Below are 17,711 nucleotides of genomic sequence, written 5' to 3'. Positions count from 1 at the left end.
CTACGACAGTGAACGTCCTATTCCCCCTGCTCTACCTGGTCGCTGTAGTGCAAAAAGCGCGTAATGGCATTGGAGATATGTTTTTGTCGATGATGAACACGCCACAGCGTGCGGACCAAACGCGGAAGCGGCACAGGAACTTCGCTCAGCGTTCCCGCCTGTAACTGCTCGGCAATGACCCGCCGTGACAAACAGCTGATCCCGAGGCCATGGCGCACCGCATGCTTAATGGCCTCGGAGTTACCCAACTCCATTGCCATCTGAAATCTCGGCAAATGAGACAACAGCAGGTAATCCACCAGTTCACGCGTACCCGATCCTCGTTCACGCAGTATCCACGGCGAAGCAGCCAGTTGTTCCAGCGTAACGGGTCCCTTTGTAAGCGGTGACGACGGTGCGGCGAACACCACCAGCTCGTCTTCCAGCCACGGTTCAGAGATAATTTCCGTACTGTGACACGGCCCTTCAATCAGCCCGATGTCTACCCGGAAATCCAGCACCGCATTGATCACGTCCTGGCTGTTGCCCACGCTAAGCTCCAGCGGCAAATCGGGGAAATCATGCCGATAGCGGGCGATCATGGCAGGGAGAATATAGTTGCCAATGGTGCTACTGGCATAAACCCGGATAGCGCCATTATCTTCGCGGAAAAGCTGTTCGATTTCGGTCGTTTGCTCAAGTAGCGCCAGCGCCCGTGGGTAGAGCAAGCGCCCGTGTTCGTTGACCACCAGTCGTTTACCAACACGGTCAAACAGTTGCACGCCGAGTTGCCCTTCCAGATCGGTAAGTGCCGCACTCACCGCCGACTGCGACAATGCCAGCATGACAGACGCCTGGGTCGTTGAGCCGCTTTTTAATACCTCAGCAAACACTTCAAGTTGTCGCAGGGTGATATGCATAGTCGTTTTCCACCGGATAACCGTTACTTATACCCTAAATAATTCGAGTTGCAGCCAGCGTACATGCAACCTGAAGTATGACGGGTATACCACTTATATAGATTAATTATAAATATATAATCAATTTTATTTTTAAACCACTTCGCCGTACTCTTTTACCCAGATAAAGGAGAAGGATATGACAGAACTCACCTTGCAGACTCATCGTCGTACAGCGTGGCATTTTATTCCGGGGCTCGCCCTGAGTGCAGTTATCACTGGGGTCGCCTTATGGGGTGGATCCATTCCCGCCGTTGCAGGTGCCGGGTTCAGCGCCCTCACCTTAGCAATCTTACTGGGGATGGTTCTCGGCAACACCGTCTATCCGCACATCTGGAAAAGCTGTGACGGCGGTGTGCTGTTTGCTAAACAACATTTATTACGTCTGGGGATCATCCTCTACGGCTTCCGCCTCACCTTCGCGCAAATTGCTGACGTCGGCGTCAGCGGTATCGTGATTGATGTGTTAACGCTAAGCAGTACCTTTATGATTGCCTGTTTCCTGGGGCAAAAAGTGTTTGGTCTGGACCGCCACACCAGTTGGCTGATTGGCGCGGGGAGCAGCATTTGTGGTGCCGCCGCCGTGTTGGCAACCGAGCCTGTAGTGAAAGCGGAAGCCAGTAAGGTAACCGTCGCTGTCGCCACCGTAGTGATCTTCGGTACCATCGCTATCTTCCTGTATCCGGCAATGTATCCGCTGCTGGCACACTGGTTTAGCCCGGAAACCTACGGCATTTACATTGGTTCCACCATGCATGAAGTGGCACAGGTAGTGGCTGCCGGGCACGCCATTAACCCGGATGCGGAAAATGCCGCAGTTATTGCCAAAATGCTGCGCGTCATGATGCTGGCACCGTTTCTTATCCTGTTGGCCGCCCGCGTTAAACAGCTGTCTCCGGCCTCCGGTGGTGAGAAGAGCAAAATCACCATTCCGTGGTTTGCCATCCTGTTCATTGTGGTCGCGATTTTTAACTCGTTCCACTTTCTGCCGCAGTCGATAGTGAACATGCTGGTAACACTGGATACCATTTTGCTGGCAATGGCGATGGCCGCACTGGGGCTGACCACTCACGTTAGCGCCCTGAAAAAAGCCGGTGCTAAACCGTTACTGATGGCCCTGCTGCTGTTTGTCTGGCTGATTGTAGGCGGTGGCGCGATTAACCTCGCTATCCACGCGCTGATGGCATAAACGAGCACGACTCACCTCCATTAACCCGCTATACTTCCTCCTTTTGCATTTGAGTATGGCGGGTTTAATTTATGAAATACATCGGAGCGCACGTAAGCGCCGCTGGCGGTCTGGCTAACGCCGCTATTCGAGCCGCAGAAATCGAAGCGACCGCATTCGCCCTGTTCACCAAGAATCAGCGTCAGTGGCGTGCCGCGCCGCTGACCACCGAAATCATTGATGATTTCAAATCTGCCTGCGAGAAGTATCACTATACTTCCGCGCAAATCCTGCCTCACGACAGCTACCTGATTAACCTCGGTCACCCGGTCAGCGATGCGCTGGAAAAATCGCGTGACGCGTTTCTTGACGAAATGCAACGCTGCGAACAGCTTGGCTTATCCCTGCTTAACTTTCACCCGGGTAGCCATTTGATGCAGATTCCGGAAGATGAATGTCTGGCGCGCATTGCGGAATCGATCAATATCGCCCTCGCCCAGACCCAGGGCGTTACGGCGGTCATTGAAAATACCGCCGGACAGGGCAGCAACCTTGGCTTTAAGTTTGAGCACCTGGCCGCCATTATCGACGGCGTAGAAGATAAATCCCGTGTCGGCGTCTGTATTGATACCTGCCACGCCTTCGCGGCCGGTTACGATTTGCGATCCGTTGAGGAATGCGAAAAGACCTTTGCGGAATTTGAACGAATTGTCGGCTTCAAGTATCTGCGCGGTATGCACCTGAACGACGCCAAGAGCACGTTTGGCAGCCGCGTTGACCGTCACCACAGCTTAGGTGAAGGCAATATTGGCCACGATGCCTTCCGTTGGATCATGCAGGACAATCGTTTTGACGGCATTCCGCTGGTGTTGGAAACCATTAATCCAGATATCTGGGCAGAAGAGATTGCCTGGCTGAAAGCCCAGCAAACTGAAAAAGCGGTGGCCTAATCATGAACGACAGGGAAAAGCAGATCCTTAAGATCTTGCGCCGCAATCCGTTGATTCAGCAGAATGAAATCGCCGATATTTTGCAGATCAGCCGTTCACGCGTCGCTGCGCATATTATGGATTTAATGCGTAAAGGCATGATCAAAGGTAAAGGTTATATCCTTACCGAACAGGATTATTGCGTGGTTGTCGGTGCTATCAACATGGATATCCGGGGGGTTGCAGACATCCATTATCCGCAGGCAGCCTCTAACCCTGGCAGCATTCATTGCTCAGCAGGCGGTGTAGGACGTAACATCGCCCACAACCTGGCGCTGTTGGGCCGCGACGTACATTTAATTTCCGCTGTTGGCAGTGACTTCTATGGCGAAACATTGCTGGAACAAACGCGTCAGGCTGGGGTTAACGTTTCCAGCTGCATTCGTCTGCATGGACACAACACCTCAACCTACCTGTCGATCGCTAATCAACAGGAAGAGACCGTACTGGCCATTAACGATACCCATATCCTGCAACAATTGACGCCGCAGTTGCTTAACGGTTCGCGAGATTTGATTCGCCATTCCGGTGTCGTACTGGCCGATTGCAATCTGACCGCCGAAGCCATTGAGTGGGTCTTTACTATTGCCGATGATATTCCGGTATTTATTGACACCGTTTCAGAGTTCAAAGCGGAAAAAATGAAAACCTGGTTTACGCGTATTCATACGCTAAAACCCACGCAGAAAGAGCTGGCGATTTTATGGGGCCAACCTATTCATACTGATGCGGATCGCGTACTGGCCGTCAATAGCCTGCATCAGCAAGGGGTAAAACGCATTTTTGTCTGCCTGGAAGATGAATCCGTTTTTTGCAGCGAAAAGGACGGCGAACAGTTTTTATTGACGCCGCCTGAGCATACGGTGGTAGACAGTTTTGGTGCCGATGACGCTTTTATGGCGGGATTACTGTACAGCTTTCTGGAAGGCAGTGAGTTTCGTGAAAGCGCGCGCTTTGCCATGGCCTGCGCGGCATTATCGCGGGCCAGCGTCAGTATCAACAACCCAACGCTCTCTGCGGATAACGCTCTGTATTTGCTGCAAACAGCTTGAATGTCTGCCGGATAGCGCTACGCTTATCCGGCCTACAAACTTTATTTTATGCCAGTCCGATAAAGAAACCGGCTATTGTCGCGCTCATCAGGTTTGACAGCGTTGCTGCTGCCAGCGCACGCATTCCAAGTTGCGCGATTTCCGGCGCACGCTGTGGCGCAATCGCCGAAAATGCCCCGACCACGACGCCAATCGAACCGAAGTTCGCGAAACCACACAACGCAAACGAGATAATCGCGATGGTCTTCACGTCCAGCGTTCCGCCCGTTTGCAGATACGGCGAGAAGTTGAGATAAGCGACAAATTCGTTGATCGCCAGCTTCTGTCCAATCAGACTACCTGCCAGCGTCGCATCGCTCCAGTCCACGCCCATAATCCACGCCAGCGGGGCTAACGCATAGCCAAAGATCCCTTCCAGAGTGGCGTGGCCAAAACCAAACCAACTGCCAATTCCGCCGATAATGCCGTTAATCAGCGCGATAATGGCGACAAATGCCATTACCACCGTCGCAACGCCTGCGGCGATCTTCAGCCCGGTCATAGCCCCACTGGCCGCCGCTTCGATGATGCTTTTCGGTGGTGTTTCAGTAAATGACAGGTTTTCAAAGGTGACGCGAGATTCTTCCGTTGCCGGACTCAGCATACGGGCGAACAAAATGCCGCCAGGGATTGCCATCAATGATGCCGCCAGCAAATAGTCAATCGGGACGCCCATTCCGGCGTAACCAATCATCATTGAGCCAGCAATCGAGGCCATCCCGCTACAAATAGCGGTAAACAGTTCATTACGATTAAGGCGGTCAATAAACGGTTTCACGATTGCCGGGATCTCGTTTTGCCCGAGGAAAATCGTGGTTACTGCGACAAATGACTCGATCTTACTGATGTTCAACGCCTTCTGGAAAATACCGCCGAGGATGCGGATCAATAGCCCCATCACGCCAATGTAATAGAGCAGACTGATGAGTGCGGTCACAAAAATGATGGCCGGGAGCACCCGGAAGGCGAAGATAAACCCAGCCCCGTCAAACAGCACATCCATTTTTGGCCCAACCAGGGAGCCGAAGATAAATGCGCTACCCGCGTCACTATATGACATCACCTTGTGGACGCCGAGCGCGGCCTGTTCAACCAGCCATTTTCCCGGCGGGAAATAGAGCATAATACCGCCGATGGCAATTTGCAGTACCAGCGCAGCCCCAACGGTGCGCAGACTAATACGTTTTTTATTTACTGACAGCAGAAACGCGATGGCCAGTAATACCACCATACCCACAACACTTCTCATTATATCCATAATGAAATTCCCTTCATGTCAGGAAACCCGGCGTTATCGCCAGGTTTTGGTAGGTTTGATATTCGCGGGCGACCGCATTCTGCCCGGGAAATTCTGTCAGGCGAGGCGTTGATACTCCTTCGCAATTTCACAGGCCAGCACCGCGTTGTTGAACACCAGTTGAATATTTGATTTCAGGCTGTCGCCACCGGTCAGCTCCGCAACTCGCGCCAGCAGGAACGGCGTACTTTCTTTACCCACGACGCCCTGCTCTTCCGCTTCTTTTACCGCCTGATCTATTGCCGCATTAATTTTCTCTTCTGCCATGGCAAACTGCTCCGGGATTGGATTAGCGACAACCAGGCCTCCATTAAGACCCGTTTGCCATTTCACCGCCATCGCGCGGGCAATCTCTTTAGCGCTGTCCAGACGGATACTGACTTCAAACGGACTGGTACGACAGAAAAATGCCGGTAACGCTTGGGTTCGATATCCAATTAACGGCACGCCAAAGGTTTCTAAATATTCAGTCGTTAAGCCAAGATCCAGAATAGATTTAGCACCAGCACAAATTACCGTGACATTGGTATGTGCCAGTTCCTGCAGATCCGCGGAAATATCAAACGTATGTTCAGCACCACGATGAACGCCACCAATTCCCCCTGTCGCAAATACTTTAATTCCAGCCAGCGCGGCAATAATCATCGTAGAGGCAACGGTGGTGGCACCATTTTTCCCTGCCGCGACCACAAATGGCAAATCACGACGACTTACTTTCGTAACGCTATGTCCTTCTCGTCCAAGCAATTCAATTTCATCTTTACTTAAACCTACTTTCATTATTCCGCCGATAATGGCAATGGTCGCAGGAACAGCGCCGTGCTTACGAATAGTTTCTTCTACTTCAATCGCTGTCTGAGCATTCTGCGGAAATGGCATTCCATGAGAAATAATGGTTGATTCAAGCGCAACAATCGGTTTTTTACTGTTTAATGCTTCCTGGACTTCTGGTGATATTTGTAATAATTCAGAGGAAAGAGTTAATTCAGACATTCTGTGTTCTCCACTATTGAGCTAACATTCGCAACAGACAAATCAGGGTTATTGGTATATTCACAGGCTAATGCCATTGATGAACACCCCTGCGCAAATCGAACCGAATCAATAAAGGGCATGCCGTCTACCCAGCAGGCGGCCAGTCCAGCCATCATCGCATCACCAGCCCCTGTGACATTAATGACGCGAGTTTTAATGGGGAGTGACCAACCACAACTCCCCGCAATATCACTGTAATAAACGCCGTCGCCGCCCATGCTGAGCACCAGCCGGTTTAAGCCGCGATCATGAAACCACGCGGCGACTTTGCTAACGTCATCACGCCCAGAAAGCGCAATACCGCTGAGCGTTTCGGCTTCAAGGCGGTTTGGTTTGAGGGTGTGAATTTTTGCAAAGCGGCCGCGAATTTTTACGCACTTCCAGGCCGACACCGGGTCAACAAACACCGGAACATCTCCGGCGTTTTCCAGTACCCATGCCAGAGCGTCTTCGCTGATATTGCAATCGGCGATAATGACTTTTGCCTGCCTAATAAAATCAAAATGCTGTGATAAAAATTCTGCTGAAATATGCTCGGTGATACTCATATCATTAATAGCCACCAGCATTTCACCAGTATTATCAAGCAGCGATAAATAACTGGATGTATTCTCTCCGGAAACGATAAGACACTTGTCGACATGTACTCCTGATTGATTAGTTTGTGCCAATAATGATTGACCATAAAAATCGTTACCAACCGCTGTTAGCAACCAAGAATTTTTACCCAGCAGCGCGAGATTATGTGCGATATTGCGTCCAACGCCACCGGGAGTGAATTTTATCTTACCTGGATTCGAATCCGCATAATTTAGAGAAGCATGCGAATACCCAGCAACATCCATATTGGCCGAGCCAATCGTTACGATGTATTCCTTTTCACGCATAGCACGTCCCCTGGCAATTAATTTGCCACAAATGAGTTCGTTAAAAATAACCAACGCCACACATCAGGTTATTAGAGCACATGTTCACTATCAAACATGTGTTCATAGTAAGCGTGTTTTTGACAAAGTAAATCCATCCACAAGCTATAAAGTCGATAGATATGAACAGAATCACAATTTTTTATAGATACAGTTTGTCAGGGAGAGAGAAAATGAGAGGTAGTACACAAATTGATCAGGTTAAAAAGCATCTTTGGTCATAACCGAAGGTTTTTCAGACGCGCCAGGCGAACTGGCGCGTATCAACTAAGCGAAACCAGATCCTCTGGCATATGGTTGTACAAAATCCGCCAGAAGTGCTCAGCCGTTTTATTCAGGCGGGTATCCATTCTATAAATATAGGCCTGAATAGGCACCATCAACTCCGGCGTGTCCAGACAAACCAGGCGTTTATCCCGTAGTTCGTTCACGATCGTCCACGCTGGCAGCCAGGCAATACCATGCCCATCCAATGCCATATTCTTCAATAGCTCACTCATCGAAGACATAAACAGCGTACGCCCCGAAATACTACCCACCTCCGCCAGGTGACGGTTAACCAATCTTCCCATGTAGGATGTGCTGGTATAGTTCAGTATCGGCACCTGCGGCTGATAGATATCAAACAACGCCTTACCCTGTGAATCCGCAGCACAGACGGGATACAGCTCAGACTCAAACACCTTCAAGCCGCAGAAAGGTGACTGCATTAAGTCTTCATCGCGAAAGGAGATAATGAAATCACTTTTCCCCTCGCGCAGCGTATTCACTGCCTGGACTACGTCAATCGCTTCGACGTGGTATACAAACTCCTCGCCCCATGCTGACATTGAATGTACTAATCTGGGCAACATCGTCAGCGACAGAGAATGCGCTGCCGCTATTTTGATATTGGGAACGCCAAGCAGGTTGTGACCACTAAGCTCATCTAAGTTACATTCCAGCTGTTGCAGCAGGCTACGGGTCTGCGAATGGAATAACTTACCCTCCTCCGTCAGCTGCAGTGGACTCGTCGTACGGTCAAACAGCAACACCCCAACGGCGGATTCAAGCGCCTTGATCCGCCGGCTAAATGCCGGTTGGGATAGGTTGCGCTCCTCCGCTGCCTGGGAAAAATGACGACACGCTTCCAGCGTCAAAAAGTCATATAACCATTTTGTCTCGATATTTTTCATGCCTGTCACGCGGATGTTTAAATATGTCAATTAGTCTTAAGCATCATGCCTGAATATGCCCGGAGATGATATTCAACATCAGCATCTGTTGATTCGTTTTTTGCATAACACCTTCGTTTTTGACATTAAGCTGTTTCTTTACCCATCGACCACGACAGCTTATCGCTGCGGAATTTCAGACACCAGCCTGATTACTGGCCTTCTGAGGTGGCAAAAGAAACTGCACCCATGCAGTTTTTGCATTGAACCATACATTATTGCATTTCTCCTCACGACACACTGCTGTTAAACATAGACACCAGACACACACCAGCCCTGATATTAAATATCGGTAATAGAGGTATATATTGTGAAAGGTTTAATTGGCGTACTTGGTGGTATGGGACCTGCTGCAACCGTCGATCTTTTTAATAAATTCGTCACCTTTACCGCAGCGCAACGCGATCAGGAACATATCCCATTAATTATTTCATCCATCCCTGATATTCCAGATCGAACTGATGCGTTAATGCATCATGGTCATTCCCCACTTCCGGCAATGCGTGATTATATGCATAAACTGGAAGATGCTGGTGCGGAGTGTATTGTGATCCCCTGTAATACTGCCCACTTTTGGTTTAATGAATTAAAAGAGTGCTGTCATACAGAGTTACTCAGTATCGTTGAAACCACCATGGATGAAGTCAAAAACTGCGGAAAATCACGTATCGGTTTACTTGCTACCAACGCCACCCTTTACATGGGACTCTACCAAAAAGGCATAGAATCTCTTGGCTTAACCTGTGTCTGCCCTGATTCATCCGGTCAGGAAAAAGTCATGGATAGCATTTATTGCTTAAAAGCCGGCGATCTTAAGCGGGCACAAACGCTGATGAATGAACAGGCTGAAATGCTCTTTTCACGCGGTGCAGAAGTCATTGTACTGGGATGTACTGAAGTCCCCGTCATTCTTGCCAACGCAGTCAAAAACTCACCAGATAAATATATTGACTCAACCGGTTCATTAGTACGCGCCGGTATTAAATGGTACGAAAAGCGGGTTGGCAAACATCATCTTCTGGCGCAATAACAGCCGTCACCAGTTTAATAAAGCATTAAACAAACACTTATTTTAATAACAAATTATTCTCTGGCGGAGGCCATTATGGTTTGGTTAGAAATTATCGTCGTGTTGGGTGCAATATTTTTTGGTATCCGCCTCGGCGGAATAGGTATCGGTTTATGCGGCGGGCTGGGGCTGGCTATTTTAACGTTGGGATTTGATCTACAAATTGGTTCGCCCCCCGTTGACGTTATTCTCATTATTATGACAGTTGTCGTGGCAGCATCGGCGCTACAGGCCGCCGGAGGTATGGATTATCTGGTTCGCGTAGCCGGTAATTTCATGCGGCGTAATCCTAAATATATCAATATTATTGCACCGATTATCACCTGGTCGATGACCATTATGGCCGGAACAGGGTTCATTGTATTTTCTACCCTACCGGTGATTGCCGAAGTCGCCAAAGAGTCCGGTATCCGCCCTTCTCGTACGCTCGCCGGCTCCGTGGTCGCCTCTCAGGTGGCGATATCCGGTTCACCGATCAGTGCCGCAATGGCGGCGATGCTGACCATTATGGAAGGCAACGGTGTCACCTTTATCCAGGTTATGGCGGTATGTCTGCCAGCTTCGTTTGTTGCCGCGATGGCCGCCGCTTTTATCGCCTCACGTCAGGGATGCGAGCTACAAGATGATGAAGTCTATCTTGAACGCCTGCAAAAAGGGTTGGTGCGTAAATATGAAGGGCAAAACAGCACTGTACCGGGTGCCAAACTCTCAGTCGCCCTGTTCATGTTAGCAACGGTCGTCATCGTTATTCTTGCCGCCTGCCCGCAGCTACGCCCCGGATTTGATGCCGGCAACCCAATGAATACCCGGGATATCATCATTATTTGTATGCTATCTGCCGCTTGCCTGATGGTGGTGTTATGCAAAACATCAACCGATGCTATTGTCCTGACCTCCACATTTCGAGCAGGGATGAGTTCACTGGCCGTCATTCTCGGGATTGTTACATTGGGAACGACCTTCATTGATGCCCACTTAGCGGAGATTAAGGATATCGCAGGCGATATTCTACGGGCTTATCCGATGCTGTTGGCGCTGGTGCTGTTTGGTACCTGCGCACTTCTCTACTCGCAAGGCGCCACAACGCCGCTGATTATCCCTCTGGCCGTTGCGCTCGGCGTACCTACATGGGCGATTCTGGCCTCCTATGTGGCGGTAACCGGGGTGTTTGTTCTACCAACATACCCGACTTCGCTGGCGGCAATGGAGTTCGACACCACAGGGACAACACGCGTGGGCAAGTATGTCTTAAACCATCCATTTATGCTGCCAGGACTGGGTGGGATCATTGCTGGCGTTGCCTTTGGTTTTATCATCGCGCCAATGATTGCCTGAACCGTTTTACATATCTATCTTCAGGCAGCAGTTAATCAATAAAAAAAGGGGCAGAGAAATCTCTGCCCCTGATGTCAGCATTAAATCATGCCGCTTTTGCCACAACCTCATCTTCCGGGCGCTTCAGCACCGCGTAGGAGAGACCGGCTACCAGCGTACCGGCAATAATGGCCAGCAGGTAGCCCAGTACCGGCGTAATTGCGCCTGGAATTAACAGGACGAAAAGCCCGCCGTGTGGCGCCATCAGTTTCGCACCCACTGCCATCGAGATAGCACCGGTAATCGCACCACCAACGATACAGCAAGGCAGAACGCGCATCGGGTCACGGGCAGCGAATGGAATAGCCCCTTCGGTGATAAAGCACAGGCCCAGTACCAGCGCTGCTTTGCCGCCTTCCTGCTGCGCTTTGTCGAACTTACGGCGCGCAACCAGCGTTGCCAAACCCAGAGCCAGCGGGGGAACCATACCTGCCGCCATGATGGCCGCCATCGGCGCATAAGTTTGCGTACTCAGCAGACCCACACCGAAAGCATACGCCGCCTTGTTAACCGGACCACCCATATCGGTACACATCATGCCGCCAAGAATCGCTCCAAGCAGCACCGCATTCGCCGTACCCATGGTTTGCAGCCAGTGGGTCAGACCTTCCAGAATGCCAGCCACCGGTTTGCCGATCAGGTAAATCATGGCCAGACCAACCACCAGGCTTGAGAACAGCGGAATGATCAGGATCGGTTTCAGCGCTTCCATACTCTGCGGGAGTTTCAACTTCGTGCTGATAAGCTTCGCCACATAACCGGCAAGGAAACCAGCAATAATCCCGCCAATAAAGCCGGAACCGGTGCTCACCGCCAGCATACCGCCGATAAGACCCGGCGTCAGACCAGGACGGTCAGCGATGGAAAACGCGATATAACCTGCCAAAACCGGCACCATCAGCGCAAAAGCTGAACCACCGCCAATCTGCATCAGCGCCGCCGCCAGCGTACCCTGCTCTTTAAACGCTTCGATACCAAAAGCGAACGAGAGTGCAATACACAGACCGCCAGCAACCACCATCGGCAGCATGTAAGAGACGCCCGTCAGCAGGTGACGATATGCCCCCGCGCTCTCTTTCTTACTTTCGGTTGCTGAAGTCTGCGCTTTACCGGTTGGCTGGTACGGTGTTGCTTCTTCCAGCGCTTTGTCCAGCTCCTGCTTGGTTTTCTTCAACGCAAGACCCGTAGAGGTGCGGTACATCGGTTTGCCGGCAAACTTCGCCAGATCAACTTCAATGTCAGCTGCCACAATCACCAGATCCGCATGAGCCACTTCTTCCGGCGTAATGGCATTGCCTGCGCCAACAGAACCTCGAGTTTCAACCTTCACCCACCAGCCACGTTTTTTCGCTTCTGTTTCAATCGCTTCAGCAGCCATAAACGTATGAGCAACACCGGTCGGACACGCCGTCACTGCCACTACACGTTTTGGACCACTGCTGGCCACAGGTGCTGTTGCAACCGGGGCACTGTAAGGTTTTGCATGGCCCTTCGCTTCGCTGAGGAACAGTTCAGGGTGCGCAACCGCACGACCAATGTCGCCCAGCCAGACTTTTTTGCCGTTCAGCGAACTGTCGGCAGGAAGCGTATCGCCCAGAACAATTGCCAGTTCGGCATCATTCGGATTATCAATAATTTCCAGATGTGCTTTCTGTGCCGCCGCTCCAAGCAGGGTTTTCGCCATGTAAGCGCGAGCCTGGCCGAGATTAGCGTCAATAATCAGCAGCGTTTTCATTATGCCTCTCCTGCTGTCAGTTAAACGGTTTTAAGTCGACACGCGCCATCATTGCGGCCAACTGAGGACGATCGGTAATGCCTACATTACTTTGGCTTACTGCCAGGGCGGCAACAGCCGTCGCCAGACGCAGGGTATGTTCACTGGACTCACGCATCAGCAGGCCGTAAATCAGACCGCCAACCATTGAATCACCCGCGCCGACGGTGCTGACCACCTCAACTGACGGCGGTTTAGCAATCCACTCACCTGAAGCGTTAACCCACAGCGCACCTTCCGCGCCGAGTGAAATCACCACGTGAGCAATACCCTGCTCGCGCAACGCATGCGCCGCATCAATCACATCTTTCATTTCCGGCAGTTTGCGGCCTGCCCAGATTTCCAGCTCACGACGGTTTGGTTTCACCAGCCACGGTGCCGCTTTCAGACCCGCCACCAACGCTTCACGACTACTATCAAAGATAATGCAAGGACACTGACTGCGCAGGCGCGTCATCCAGTCGGTGAAGGCTTCCGGGCTCACGCCGGTCGGCAAACTGCCGCTGACGCACACCATGTCGAACTGGCCCAGCCAGCTCAGCGAGTCATTCACAAAGCGTTCCCAGTCAGCCGGGGTGACTTCAAAGCCGGAGAAATTAAAGTCAGAAACTTCACCGTCTTTTTCGGTCAGTTTGACGTTGATACGGGTACGCCCTTGGACAACCTGAAAACGGTTGGCAATACCCAGTTCGCTGAACAACTGCTGAAAACCATCCTGGTTGTCTTTACCCAGGAAGCCGCCCACAGTGACATCGATACCTAAATCCTTCAAAACCTTAGCGACGTTAATTCCTTTCCCTGCCGCGTGCAGACCGGTGGTTTTAACCAGGTTCACTTCACCGCGTTCAATTTCCGGGCAAAAGCCCACCAGGTCGTAAGCCGGGTTAAGGGTGATAGTCGCAACACGTCTGCTCATTACGCGCCCTCCCCCAGACCTGCCGCGATGGCTTCTCCAATCGCCTTCAGCGCCTGTTCAGCATCTTCGCCCTGTGCGGTAAAGCGCAGGTGATGTCCTTTTTTCACACCTAATGCCACAACTTTCATCAGACTGCGTCCATTCGCCGGTTTGCCGGTTCCATCAAGATTTGTCACGGTAATTTCACTGTTAAATTGTTTAATCGTATTCACCAGCATGGTGCCCGGGCGGGCATGTAACCCATGCTCATTGCGCACAATAAATTCGGCGCTCAGTACATCATCAGTTAAGGCGTCATCGCTGGTCAGCAGCGCCAGCACCGTTGCCGCATCGGCTTTCAACAAACGGTCAGCTTTATTATTCAGCAGCAGATCGCCAAGGCGCTTCAGCACGGCAACCGGTTGATCGTCATTCATGGCGACGGTCACCAGCAGGGCTGCCGCTTCACCTTGTACATCGAACGTTGTTGCTGCACGGCTGACCGCAACAGCGCTACGAACGTTGCCTTCAGCACAGTCATTCAGCCAGATCCCCTGACCGAGATTCATCGGCTGCTCATTGATTGCTCTGGTCACAAAGGTGGCGTCAACTGCACCGACTTCTTTCAGTCGTGCCGCGTTGAGTGCCTGCAGCGTCACCAGCGAGTTGGCCACGACATCCAGCGACAGCGTTTCGTTATCAAGCTTCAGCTGTTCGCTTTGCTTTTCGCCCATCAGCAGCGCACGCAGTTCTTCCGCCGTGGTCGCAGATTTCAGCTGTTCAGCGACGGAGTCATCGCTCAGCACGTGTGTCAGCTGACGCAGTAAACCGAGGTGTTCATCAGAGCTTGCGGCGATGCCGATTGCCACATAAGCAACCTGCCCTTCGCCCCAGGTCACGCCCTGCGGAAACTGAAAAACCTGCACACCGGTTTTCAGCACCTGATCGCGCGTGTCCGTCGTACCGTGAGGAATCGCAATACCGTTGCCGAGGAACGTGGACGTCTGTTGTTCGCGCGCCAGCATGCCATCGACGTAGCCTTCCGCGACGTTACCCGCCTGCACTAAGGCAGCGGCAACCTGGCGAATAGCCTCTTCTTTATTCCCGGCCTGTTCGCCCGGGTGAATATCCTGAACAGATAACTGGAACATGGTTCTCCTCTCCCGCTGATTTGAAACGATTCAGCTAACATGAGAAAAAAGGCGTCACCTGACTCCATCAGTTATGGCGAGATGACGCTGAAACGTTTCAAGAAGTCTTGCTCTTTTTTCTTCAGCACACAAGTAAAGTTGACAAATTACTTGCTGAATTTAGAGATAACGCACATTTTCTCTGCGAAGGAGAAAAAACTGCTGACGGAAAAACGGCGTCAGCTTGTCAGATTCAGCAACGTCAGCAAACAGCATTCTTTGACTGAAATGCTATTTTGATTTTTGATGCCGATTTTGATTTGGCTCCCTGTTTATTTTCTGACAAGCGGCGTAAACTCCGCGTCTCTTCACATCATTGATATCAAAACATGCATAACACCCCCGTAGCCGCCACACCCAAGGCGTTTGATTTAACGTCTTCGGCGTTCCTGCTTGTCGCATTTCTGACGGGTATCGCCGGTGCGTTGCAGACGCCAACGCTTAGCCTTTTTCTGACGGATGAAGTCCATGCCCGTCCCGGCATGGTCGGGTTCTTTTTTACCGGCAGCGCCGTGATCGGCATTTTGGTGAGTCAGTTTCTGGCCGGGCGCTCGGATAAAAAAGGCGATCGCAAAAACCTGATTGTGTTTTGCTGCGTGCTGGGGATGCTGGCCTGCGTGCTGTTCGCCTGGAACCGTAACTATTTTATTCTGCTGTTTATCGGGGTATTCCTCAGCAGCTTTGGATCGACTGCCAACCCGCAAATGTTTGCTCTCGCCCGTGAACACGCCGATCGCACAGGTCGGGAAGCTGTCATGTTCAGCTCAATATTACGTGCGCAGGTTTCGCTGGCCTGGGTAATTGGCCCACCGCTGGCCTACGCGCTGGCCATGGGGTTCAGCTTTACGGTGATGTATCTCAGCGCAGCGGTGGCGTTTGTTGTCTGCGGCGTAATGGTCTGGTTATTTTTACCCTCGATGAGTAAAAACGTGCCGCTCGCAACAGGCGCAGTTGAAGCCCCGCGCCGCAATCGACGCGACACGCTGCTGCTGTTTGTTATCTGCACATTAATGTGGGGCACTAATAGTCTCTATATCATTAATATGCCGCTGTTTATCATCAACGAACTGCATCTGCCGGAAAAACTGGCTGGCATCATGATGGGTACCGCTGCCGGACTGGAAATCCCGACCATGTTGATTGCTGGCTATTTTGCAAAGCGTCTGGGCAAACGTCTGTTGATGAGAATTGCCGTCGTCGCCGGATTCTTCTTTTATGCCGGTATGCTGCTGGCTCACTCTCCGGCGATATTACTTGGCTTACAGCTGCTGAATGCGATTTACATCGGCATCCTCGGCGGAATTGGCATGCTCTATTTCCAGGATCTGATGCCAGGACAGGCAGGCTCAGCAACGACCCTGTATACGAATACCATTCGCGTGGGCTGGATTATTGCCGGATCGCTGGCGGGGATTGCCGCTGAAATCTGGAACTATCACGCGGTGTTCTGGTTTGCGCTGGTGATGATCGTCGCCACCGTTGTGTGCCTGGCGCGCATCAAGGACGTTTAAGGCGCGGTCAGCGCTTCAAGCTCGATGAGATAAACCATGGCCTGGTGCGTCGTCTGTCCGCACATTTCCGCACTGGGCTGTAAACCGCCGCACACTTTTGGTCGTAGCGGCGAAGCAAAAATTTTGCAACGCAGGGATTCATCCAGCTGAACGCATGGCGTATTAGCAGGTTTGCCATCAGGCATGCCAGGGATGGGACTGGAGATTGAAGGCGCGGTGCAGCATGCACCACAATCCGGACGGCATTCCATACAGTACTCTCTTTATCGTAAACCATCGGATTGTGCGGGAAGCGCACAGTACCACCTTTTTGGCACCAGCAAAAGCATGAATTCCGCTTGCCTGAATGCCCCGGCGCGAGTAGTTTTACGCGATATTTTAGACACTCCTCACTACAGGATTTTTTCGATGCCAAGAGCGAACGAAATTAAAAAAGGTATGGTACTAAACTACAACGGCAAGCTGCTGATTGTAAAAGATATCGATATTCAATCACCATCCGCACGTGGTGCAGCTACTCTGTACAAAATGCGTTTTTCTGATGTGCGTACCGGTCTGAAAGTTGAAGAACGCTTCAAAGGCGACGATATCGTGGATACCGTCACCCTGAGCCGCCGCGGGGTTGATTTCTCCTACGTCGATGGCAACGAATACATCTTTATGGATAAAGAAGACTATACCCCGTATACCTTCACCAAAGACCAGATTGAAGAAGAGCTGCTGTTCATGCCGGAAGGCGGTATGCCGGATATGCAGGTACTGACCTGGGACGGCCAACTGCTGGCGCTTGAACTGCCGCAGACCGTAGACCTGGAAATCGTTGAAACCTCACCGGGTATTAAAGGTGCTTCAGCGAGTGCGCGCAACAAGCCAGCAACCCTGAGCACCGGTCTGGTGATCCAGGTTCCTGAGTATCTGAGTGCGGGTGAAAAAATCCGTATTCATATCGAAGAACGTCGCTATATGGGCCGTGCAGATTAATCTCCTGTCGTTACAGGTGAACCAAAGATAATGGCATGTTATCTCTGGCAAAATGTTCCGTTCACTTTAGTGGTATCACTTCTCTGAAACCATACTGCCTGTGAACGTGTTAAGGGTACTATCGACGTACCCTTAACAATCCCGGCTCCCGGCGGGAAAATTGCCACTTCGTGGTTCCCTCCGCTTATTCCTCCAGGCTACCGGGCCGGGCGCGAGGTAGCGTCCCTGCAAAACGCGCCCTGAACCCGCATCCATGCGG

At 51.4% G+C, this 17,711-nt stretch carries 16 protein-coding genes; 7 read left to right on the top strand and 9 right to left on the bottom strand.

The genetic code is table 11. The features are described from left to right. Positions 1 to 17: 17 nt before the first annotated feature. A complete protein-coding gene (gene yieE, locus SK39_RS19360; RefSeq protein ID WP_003840099.1) occupies positions 18 to 899 on the bottom strand; it encodes a DNA-binding transcriptional regulator YeiE in 882 nt (293 codons plus the stop codon). Positions 900 to 1,077: 178 nt separating this feature from the next. On the opposite strand from yieE, the gene SK39_RS19355 reads away from it, so the two are divergent. The 3 genes from SK39_RS19355 to SK39_RS19345 all read left to right on the top strand — a co-directional run bounded on the left by SK39_RS19355 (position 1,078) and on the right by SK39_RS19345 (position 4,147). Continuing rightward, positions 1,078 to 2,127 (top strand): YeiH family protein, encoded by a 1,050-nt coding sequence (locus tag SK39_RS19355; RefSeq protein WP_003840098.1) that lies wholly within the window; start codon positions 1,078 to 1,080, stop codon positions 2,125 to 2,127. Positions 2,128 to 2,198: 71 nt separating this feature from the next. After that, a complete protein-coding gene (gene nfo / locus SK39_RS19350; protein WP_003027428.1) occupies positions 2,199 to 3,056 on the top strand; it encodes a deoxyribonuclease IV in 858 nt (285 codons plus the stop codon). Positions 3,057 to 3,058: 2 nt separating this feature from the next. Continuing rightward, positions 3,059 to 4,147, top strand: a complete 1,089-nt coding sequence (locus SK39_RS19345; RefSeq protein WP_003027430.1) for a sugar kinase — start codon at positions 3,059 to 3,061, stop codon at positions 4,145 to 4,147. 46 nt (positions 4,148 to 4,193) lie between these two features. On the opposite strand, the gene SK39_RS19340 is transcribed toward SK39_RS19345, so the two are convergent. The 4 genes from SK39_RS19340 to hypT all read right to left on the bottom strand — a co-directional run bounded on the left by SK39_RS19340 (position 4,194) and on the right by hypT (position 8,619). Further along, a complete protein-coding gene (locus SK39_RS19340) occupies positions 4,194 to 5,444 on the bottom strand; it encodes a NupC/NupG family nucleoside CNT transporter (RefSeq protein ID WP_048217324.1) in 1,251 nt (416 codons plus the stop codon). Positions 5,445 to 5,540: 96 nt separating this feature from the next. After that, the gene (locus tag SK39_RS19335) at positions 5,541 to 6,476 is read right to left on the bottom strand and encodes a pseudouridine-5'-phosphate glycosidase (protein ID WP_003840093.1); all 936 of its coding nucleotides are present in this window, start codon (positions 6,474 to 6,476) and stop codon (positions 5,541 to 5,543) included. After that, the gene (locus tag SK39_RS19330; protein WP_003027434.1) at positions 6,464 to 7,405 is read right to left on the bottom strand and encodes a pseudouridine kinase; all 942 of its coding nucleotides are present in this window, start codon (positions 7,403 to 7,405) and stop codon (positions 6,464 to 6,466) included. Before SK39_RS19330 ends, SK39_RS19335 begins: the two co-directional genes overlap by 13 nt. A 302-nt stretch (positions 7,406 to 7,707) precedes the next feature. Continuing rightward, entirely contained in the window at positions 7,708 to 8,619 is a 912-nt protein-coding gene (gene hypT, locus SK39_RS19325) for a hypochlorite stress DNA-binding transcriptional regulator HypT (RefSeq protein WP_048217323.1), read from the bottom strand. 349 nt (positions 8,620 to 8,968) lie between these two features. On the opposite strand from hypT, the gene cuyB reads away from it, so the two are divergent. Next, on the top strand, positions 8,969 to 9,688 hold the full coding sequence (cuyB, locus tag SK39_RS19320) for a cysteate racemase (RefSeq protein WP_048217322.1): 720 nt from the start codon (positions 8,969 to 8,971) through the stop codon (positions 9,686 to 9,688). Positions 9,689 to 9,763: 75 nt separating this feature from the next. Continuing rightward, the gene (locus tag SK39_RS19315) at positions 9,764 to 11,062 is read left to right on the top strand and encodes an anaerobic C4-dicarboxylate transporter (protein WP_003845167.1); all 1,299 of its coding nucleotides are present in this window, start codon (positions 9,764 to 9,766) and stop codon (positions 11,060 to 11,062) included. Positions 11,063 to 11,147: 85 nt separating this feature from the next. On the opposite strand, the gene fruA is transcribed toward SK39_RS19315, so the two are convergent. From fruA to fruB, 3 genes are read right to left on the bottom strand one after another with little or no spacing between them, the layout of a single operon-like run. Next, positions 11,148 to 12,836 (bottom strand): PTS fructose transporter subunit IIBC, encoded by a 1,689-nt coding sequence (fruA, locus tag SK39_RS19310; protein WP_048217321.1) that lies wholly within the window; start codon positions 12,834 to 12,836, stop codon positions 11,148 to 11,150. Positions 12,837 to 12,852: 16 nt separating this feature from the next. Further along, positions 12,853 to 13,791, bottom strand: coding sequence for a 1-phosphofructokinase (gene fruK, locus SK39_RS19305; protein WP_003027446.1), 939 nt, complete (start codon positions 13,789 to 13,791; stop codon positions 12,853 to 12,855). Beyond that, positions 13,791 to 14,921, bottom strand: coding sequence for a fused PTS fructose transporter subunit IIA/HPr protein (gene fruB / locus SK39_RS19300; protein WP_003845166.1), 1,131 nt, complete (start codon positions 14,919 to 14,921; stop codon positions 13,791 to 13,793). The genes fruK and fruB overlap by 1 nt, the downstream gene beginning before the upstream one ends. 368 nt (positions 14,922 to 15,289) lie before the next feature. Between fruB and setB the strand changes: the two genes are divergently transcribed. Continuing rightward, positions 15,290 to 16,471 carry a sugar efflux transporter SetB gene (gene setB / locus SK39_RS19290; RefSeq protein ID WP_016150664.1) on the top strand — a complete coding sequence of 394 codons (1,182 nt, stop codon included), beginning with the start codon at positions 15,290 to 15,292 and terminating at the stop codon, positions 16,469 to 16,471. On the opposite strand, the gene SK39_RS19285 is transcribed toward setB, so the two are convergent. Then, positions 16,468 to 16,722, bottom strand: coding sequence for a YkgJ family cysteine cluster protein (locus tag SK39_RS19285; protein WP_003027451.1), 255 nt, complete (start codon positions 16,720 to 16,722; stop codon positions 16,468 to 16,470). The two genes, setB and SK39_RS19285, sit on opposite strands and share 4 nt — an antisense overlap. 157 nt (positions 16,723 to 16,879) lie before the next feature. Here SK39_RS19285 and yeiP point away from each other — a divergent pair, with 157 nt between their 5' ends. Further along, complete coding sequence (gene yeiP / locus SK39_RS19280) at positions 16,880 to 17,452, top strand: elongation factor P-like protein YeiP (RefSeq protein ID WP_003027452.1); 573 nt, start codon at positions 16,880 to 16,882, stop codon at positions 17,450 to 17,452. Positions 17,453 to 17,711 lie beyond the last annotated feature (259 nt).

Source organism: Citrobacter sp. BIDMC107 (assembly GCF_001037575.1).
Taxonomy (GTDB): domain Bacteria; phylum Pseudomonadota; class Gammaproteobacteria; order Enterobacterales; family Enterobacteriaceae; genus Citrobacter; species Citrobacter freundii.
This window is presented reverse-complemented; position numbering and strand designations above follow the sequence as displayed.

What these genes read in the sequence shown, in the direction of transcription:
- SK39_RS19330 (WP_003027434.1), bottom strand. Translation starts at nt 7,405, where the DNA reads ATGCGTGAAAAGGAATACATCGTAACGATTGGCTCGGCCAATATGGAT.
- fruA (WP_048217321.1), bottom strand. Translation starts at nt 12,836, where the DNA reads ATGAAAACGCTGCTGATTATTGACGCTAATCTCGGCCAGGCTCGCGCT.
- nfo (WP_003027428.1), top strand. Translation starts at nt 2,199, where the DNA reads ATGAAATACATCGGAGCGCACGTAAGCGCCGCTGGCGGTCTGGCTAAC.
- fruK (WP_003027446.1), bottom strand. Translation starts at nt 13,791, where the DNA reads ATGAGCAGACGTGTTGCGACTATCACCCTTAACCCGGCTTACGACCTG.
- SK39_RS19315 (WP_003845167.1), top strand. Translation starts at nt 9,764, where the DNA reads ATGGTTTGGTTAGAAATTATCGTCGTGTTGGGTGCAATATTTTTTGGT.
- yieE (WP_003840099.1), bottom strand. Translation starts at nt 899, where the DNA reads ATGCATATCACCCTGCGACAACTTGAAGTGTTTGCTGAGGTATTAAAA.
- SK39_RS19340 (WP_048217324.1), bottom strand. Translation starts at nt 5,444, where the DNA reads ATGGATATAATGAGAAGTGTTGTGGGTATGGTGGTATTACTGGCCATC.
- yeiP (WP_003027452.1), top strand. Translation starts at nt 16,880, where the DNA reads ATGCCAAGAGCGAACGAAATTAAAAAAGGTATGGTACTAAACTACAAC.
- SK39_RS19335 (WP_003840093.1), bottom strand. Translation starts at nt 6,476, where the DNA reads ATGTCTGAATTAACTCTTTCCTCTGAATTATTACAAATATCACCAGAA.
- setB (WP_016150664.1), top strand. Translation starts at nt 15,290, where the DNA reads ATGCATAACACCCCCGTAGCCGCCACACCCAAGGCGTTTGATTTAACG.
- SK39_RS19355 (WP_003840098.1), top strand. Translation starts at nt 1,078, where the DNA reads ATGACAGAACTCACCTTGCAGACTCATCGTCGTACAGCGTGGCATTTT.
- fruB (WP_003845166.1), bottom strand. Translation starts at nt 14,921, where the DNA reads ATGTTCCAGTTATCTGTTCAGGATATTCACCCGGGCGAACAGGCCGGG.
- hypT (WP_048217323.1), bottom strand. Translation starts at nt 8,619, where the DNA reads ATGAAAAATATCGAGACAAAATGGTTATATGACTTTTTGACGCTGGAA.
- SK39_RS19345 (WP_003027430.1), top strand. Translation starts at nt 3,059, where the DNA reads ATGAACGACAGGGAAAAGCAGATCCTTAAGATCTTGCGCCGCAATCCG.
- SK39_RS19285 (WP_003027451.1), bottom strand. Translation starts at nt 16,722, where the DNA reads ATGGAATGCCGTCCGGATTGTGGTGCATGCTGCACCGCGCCTTCAATC.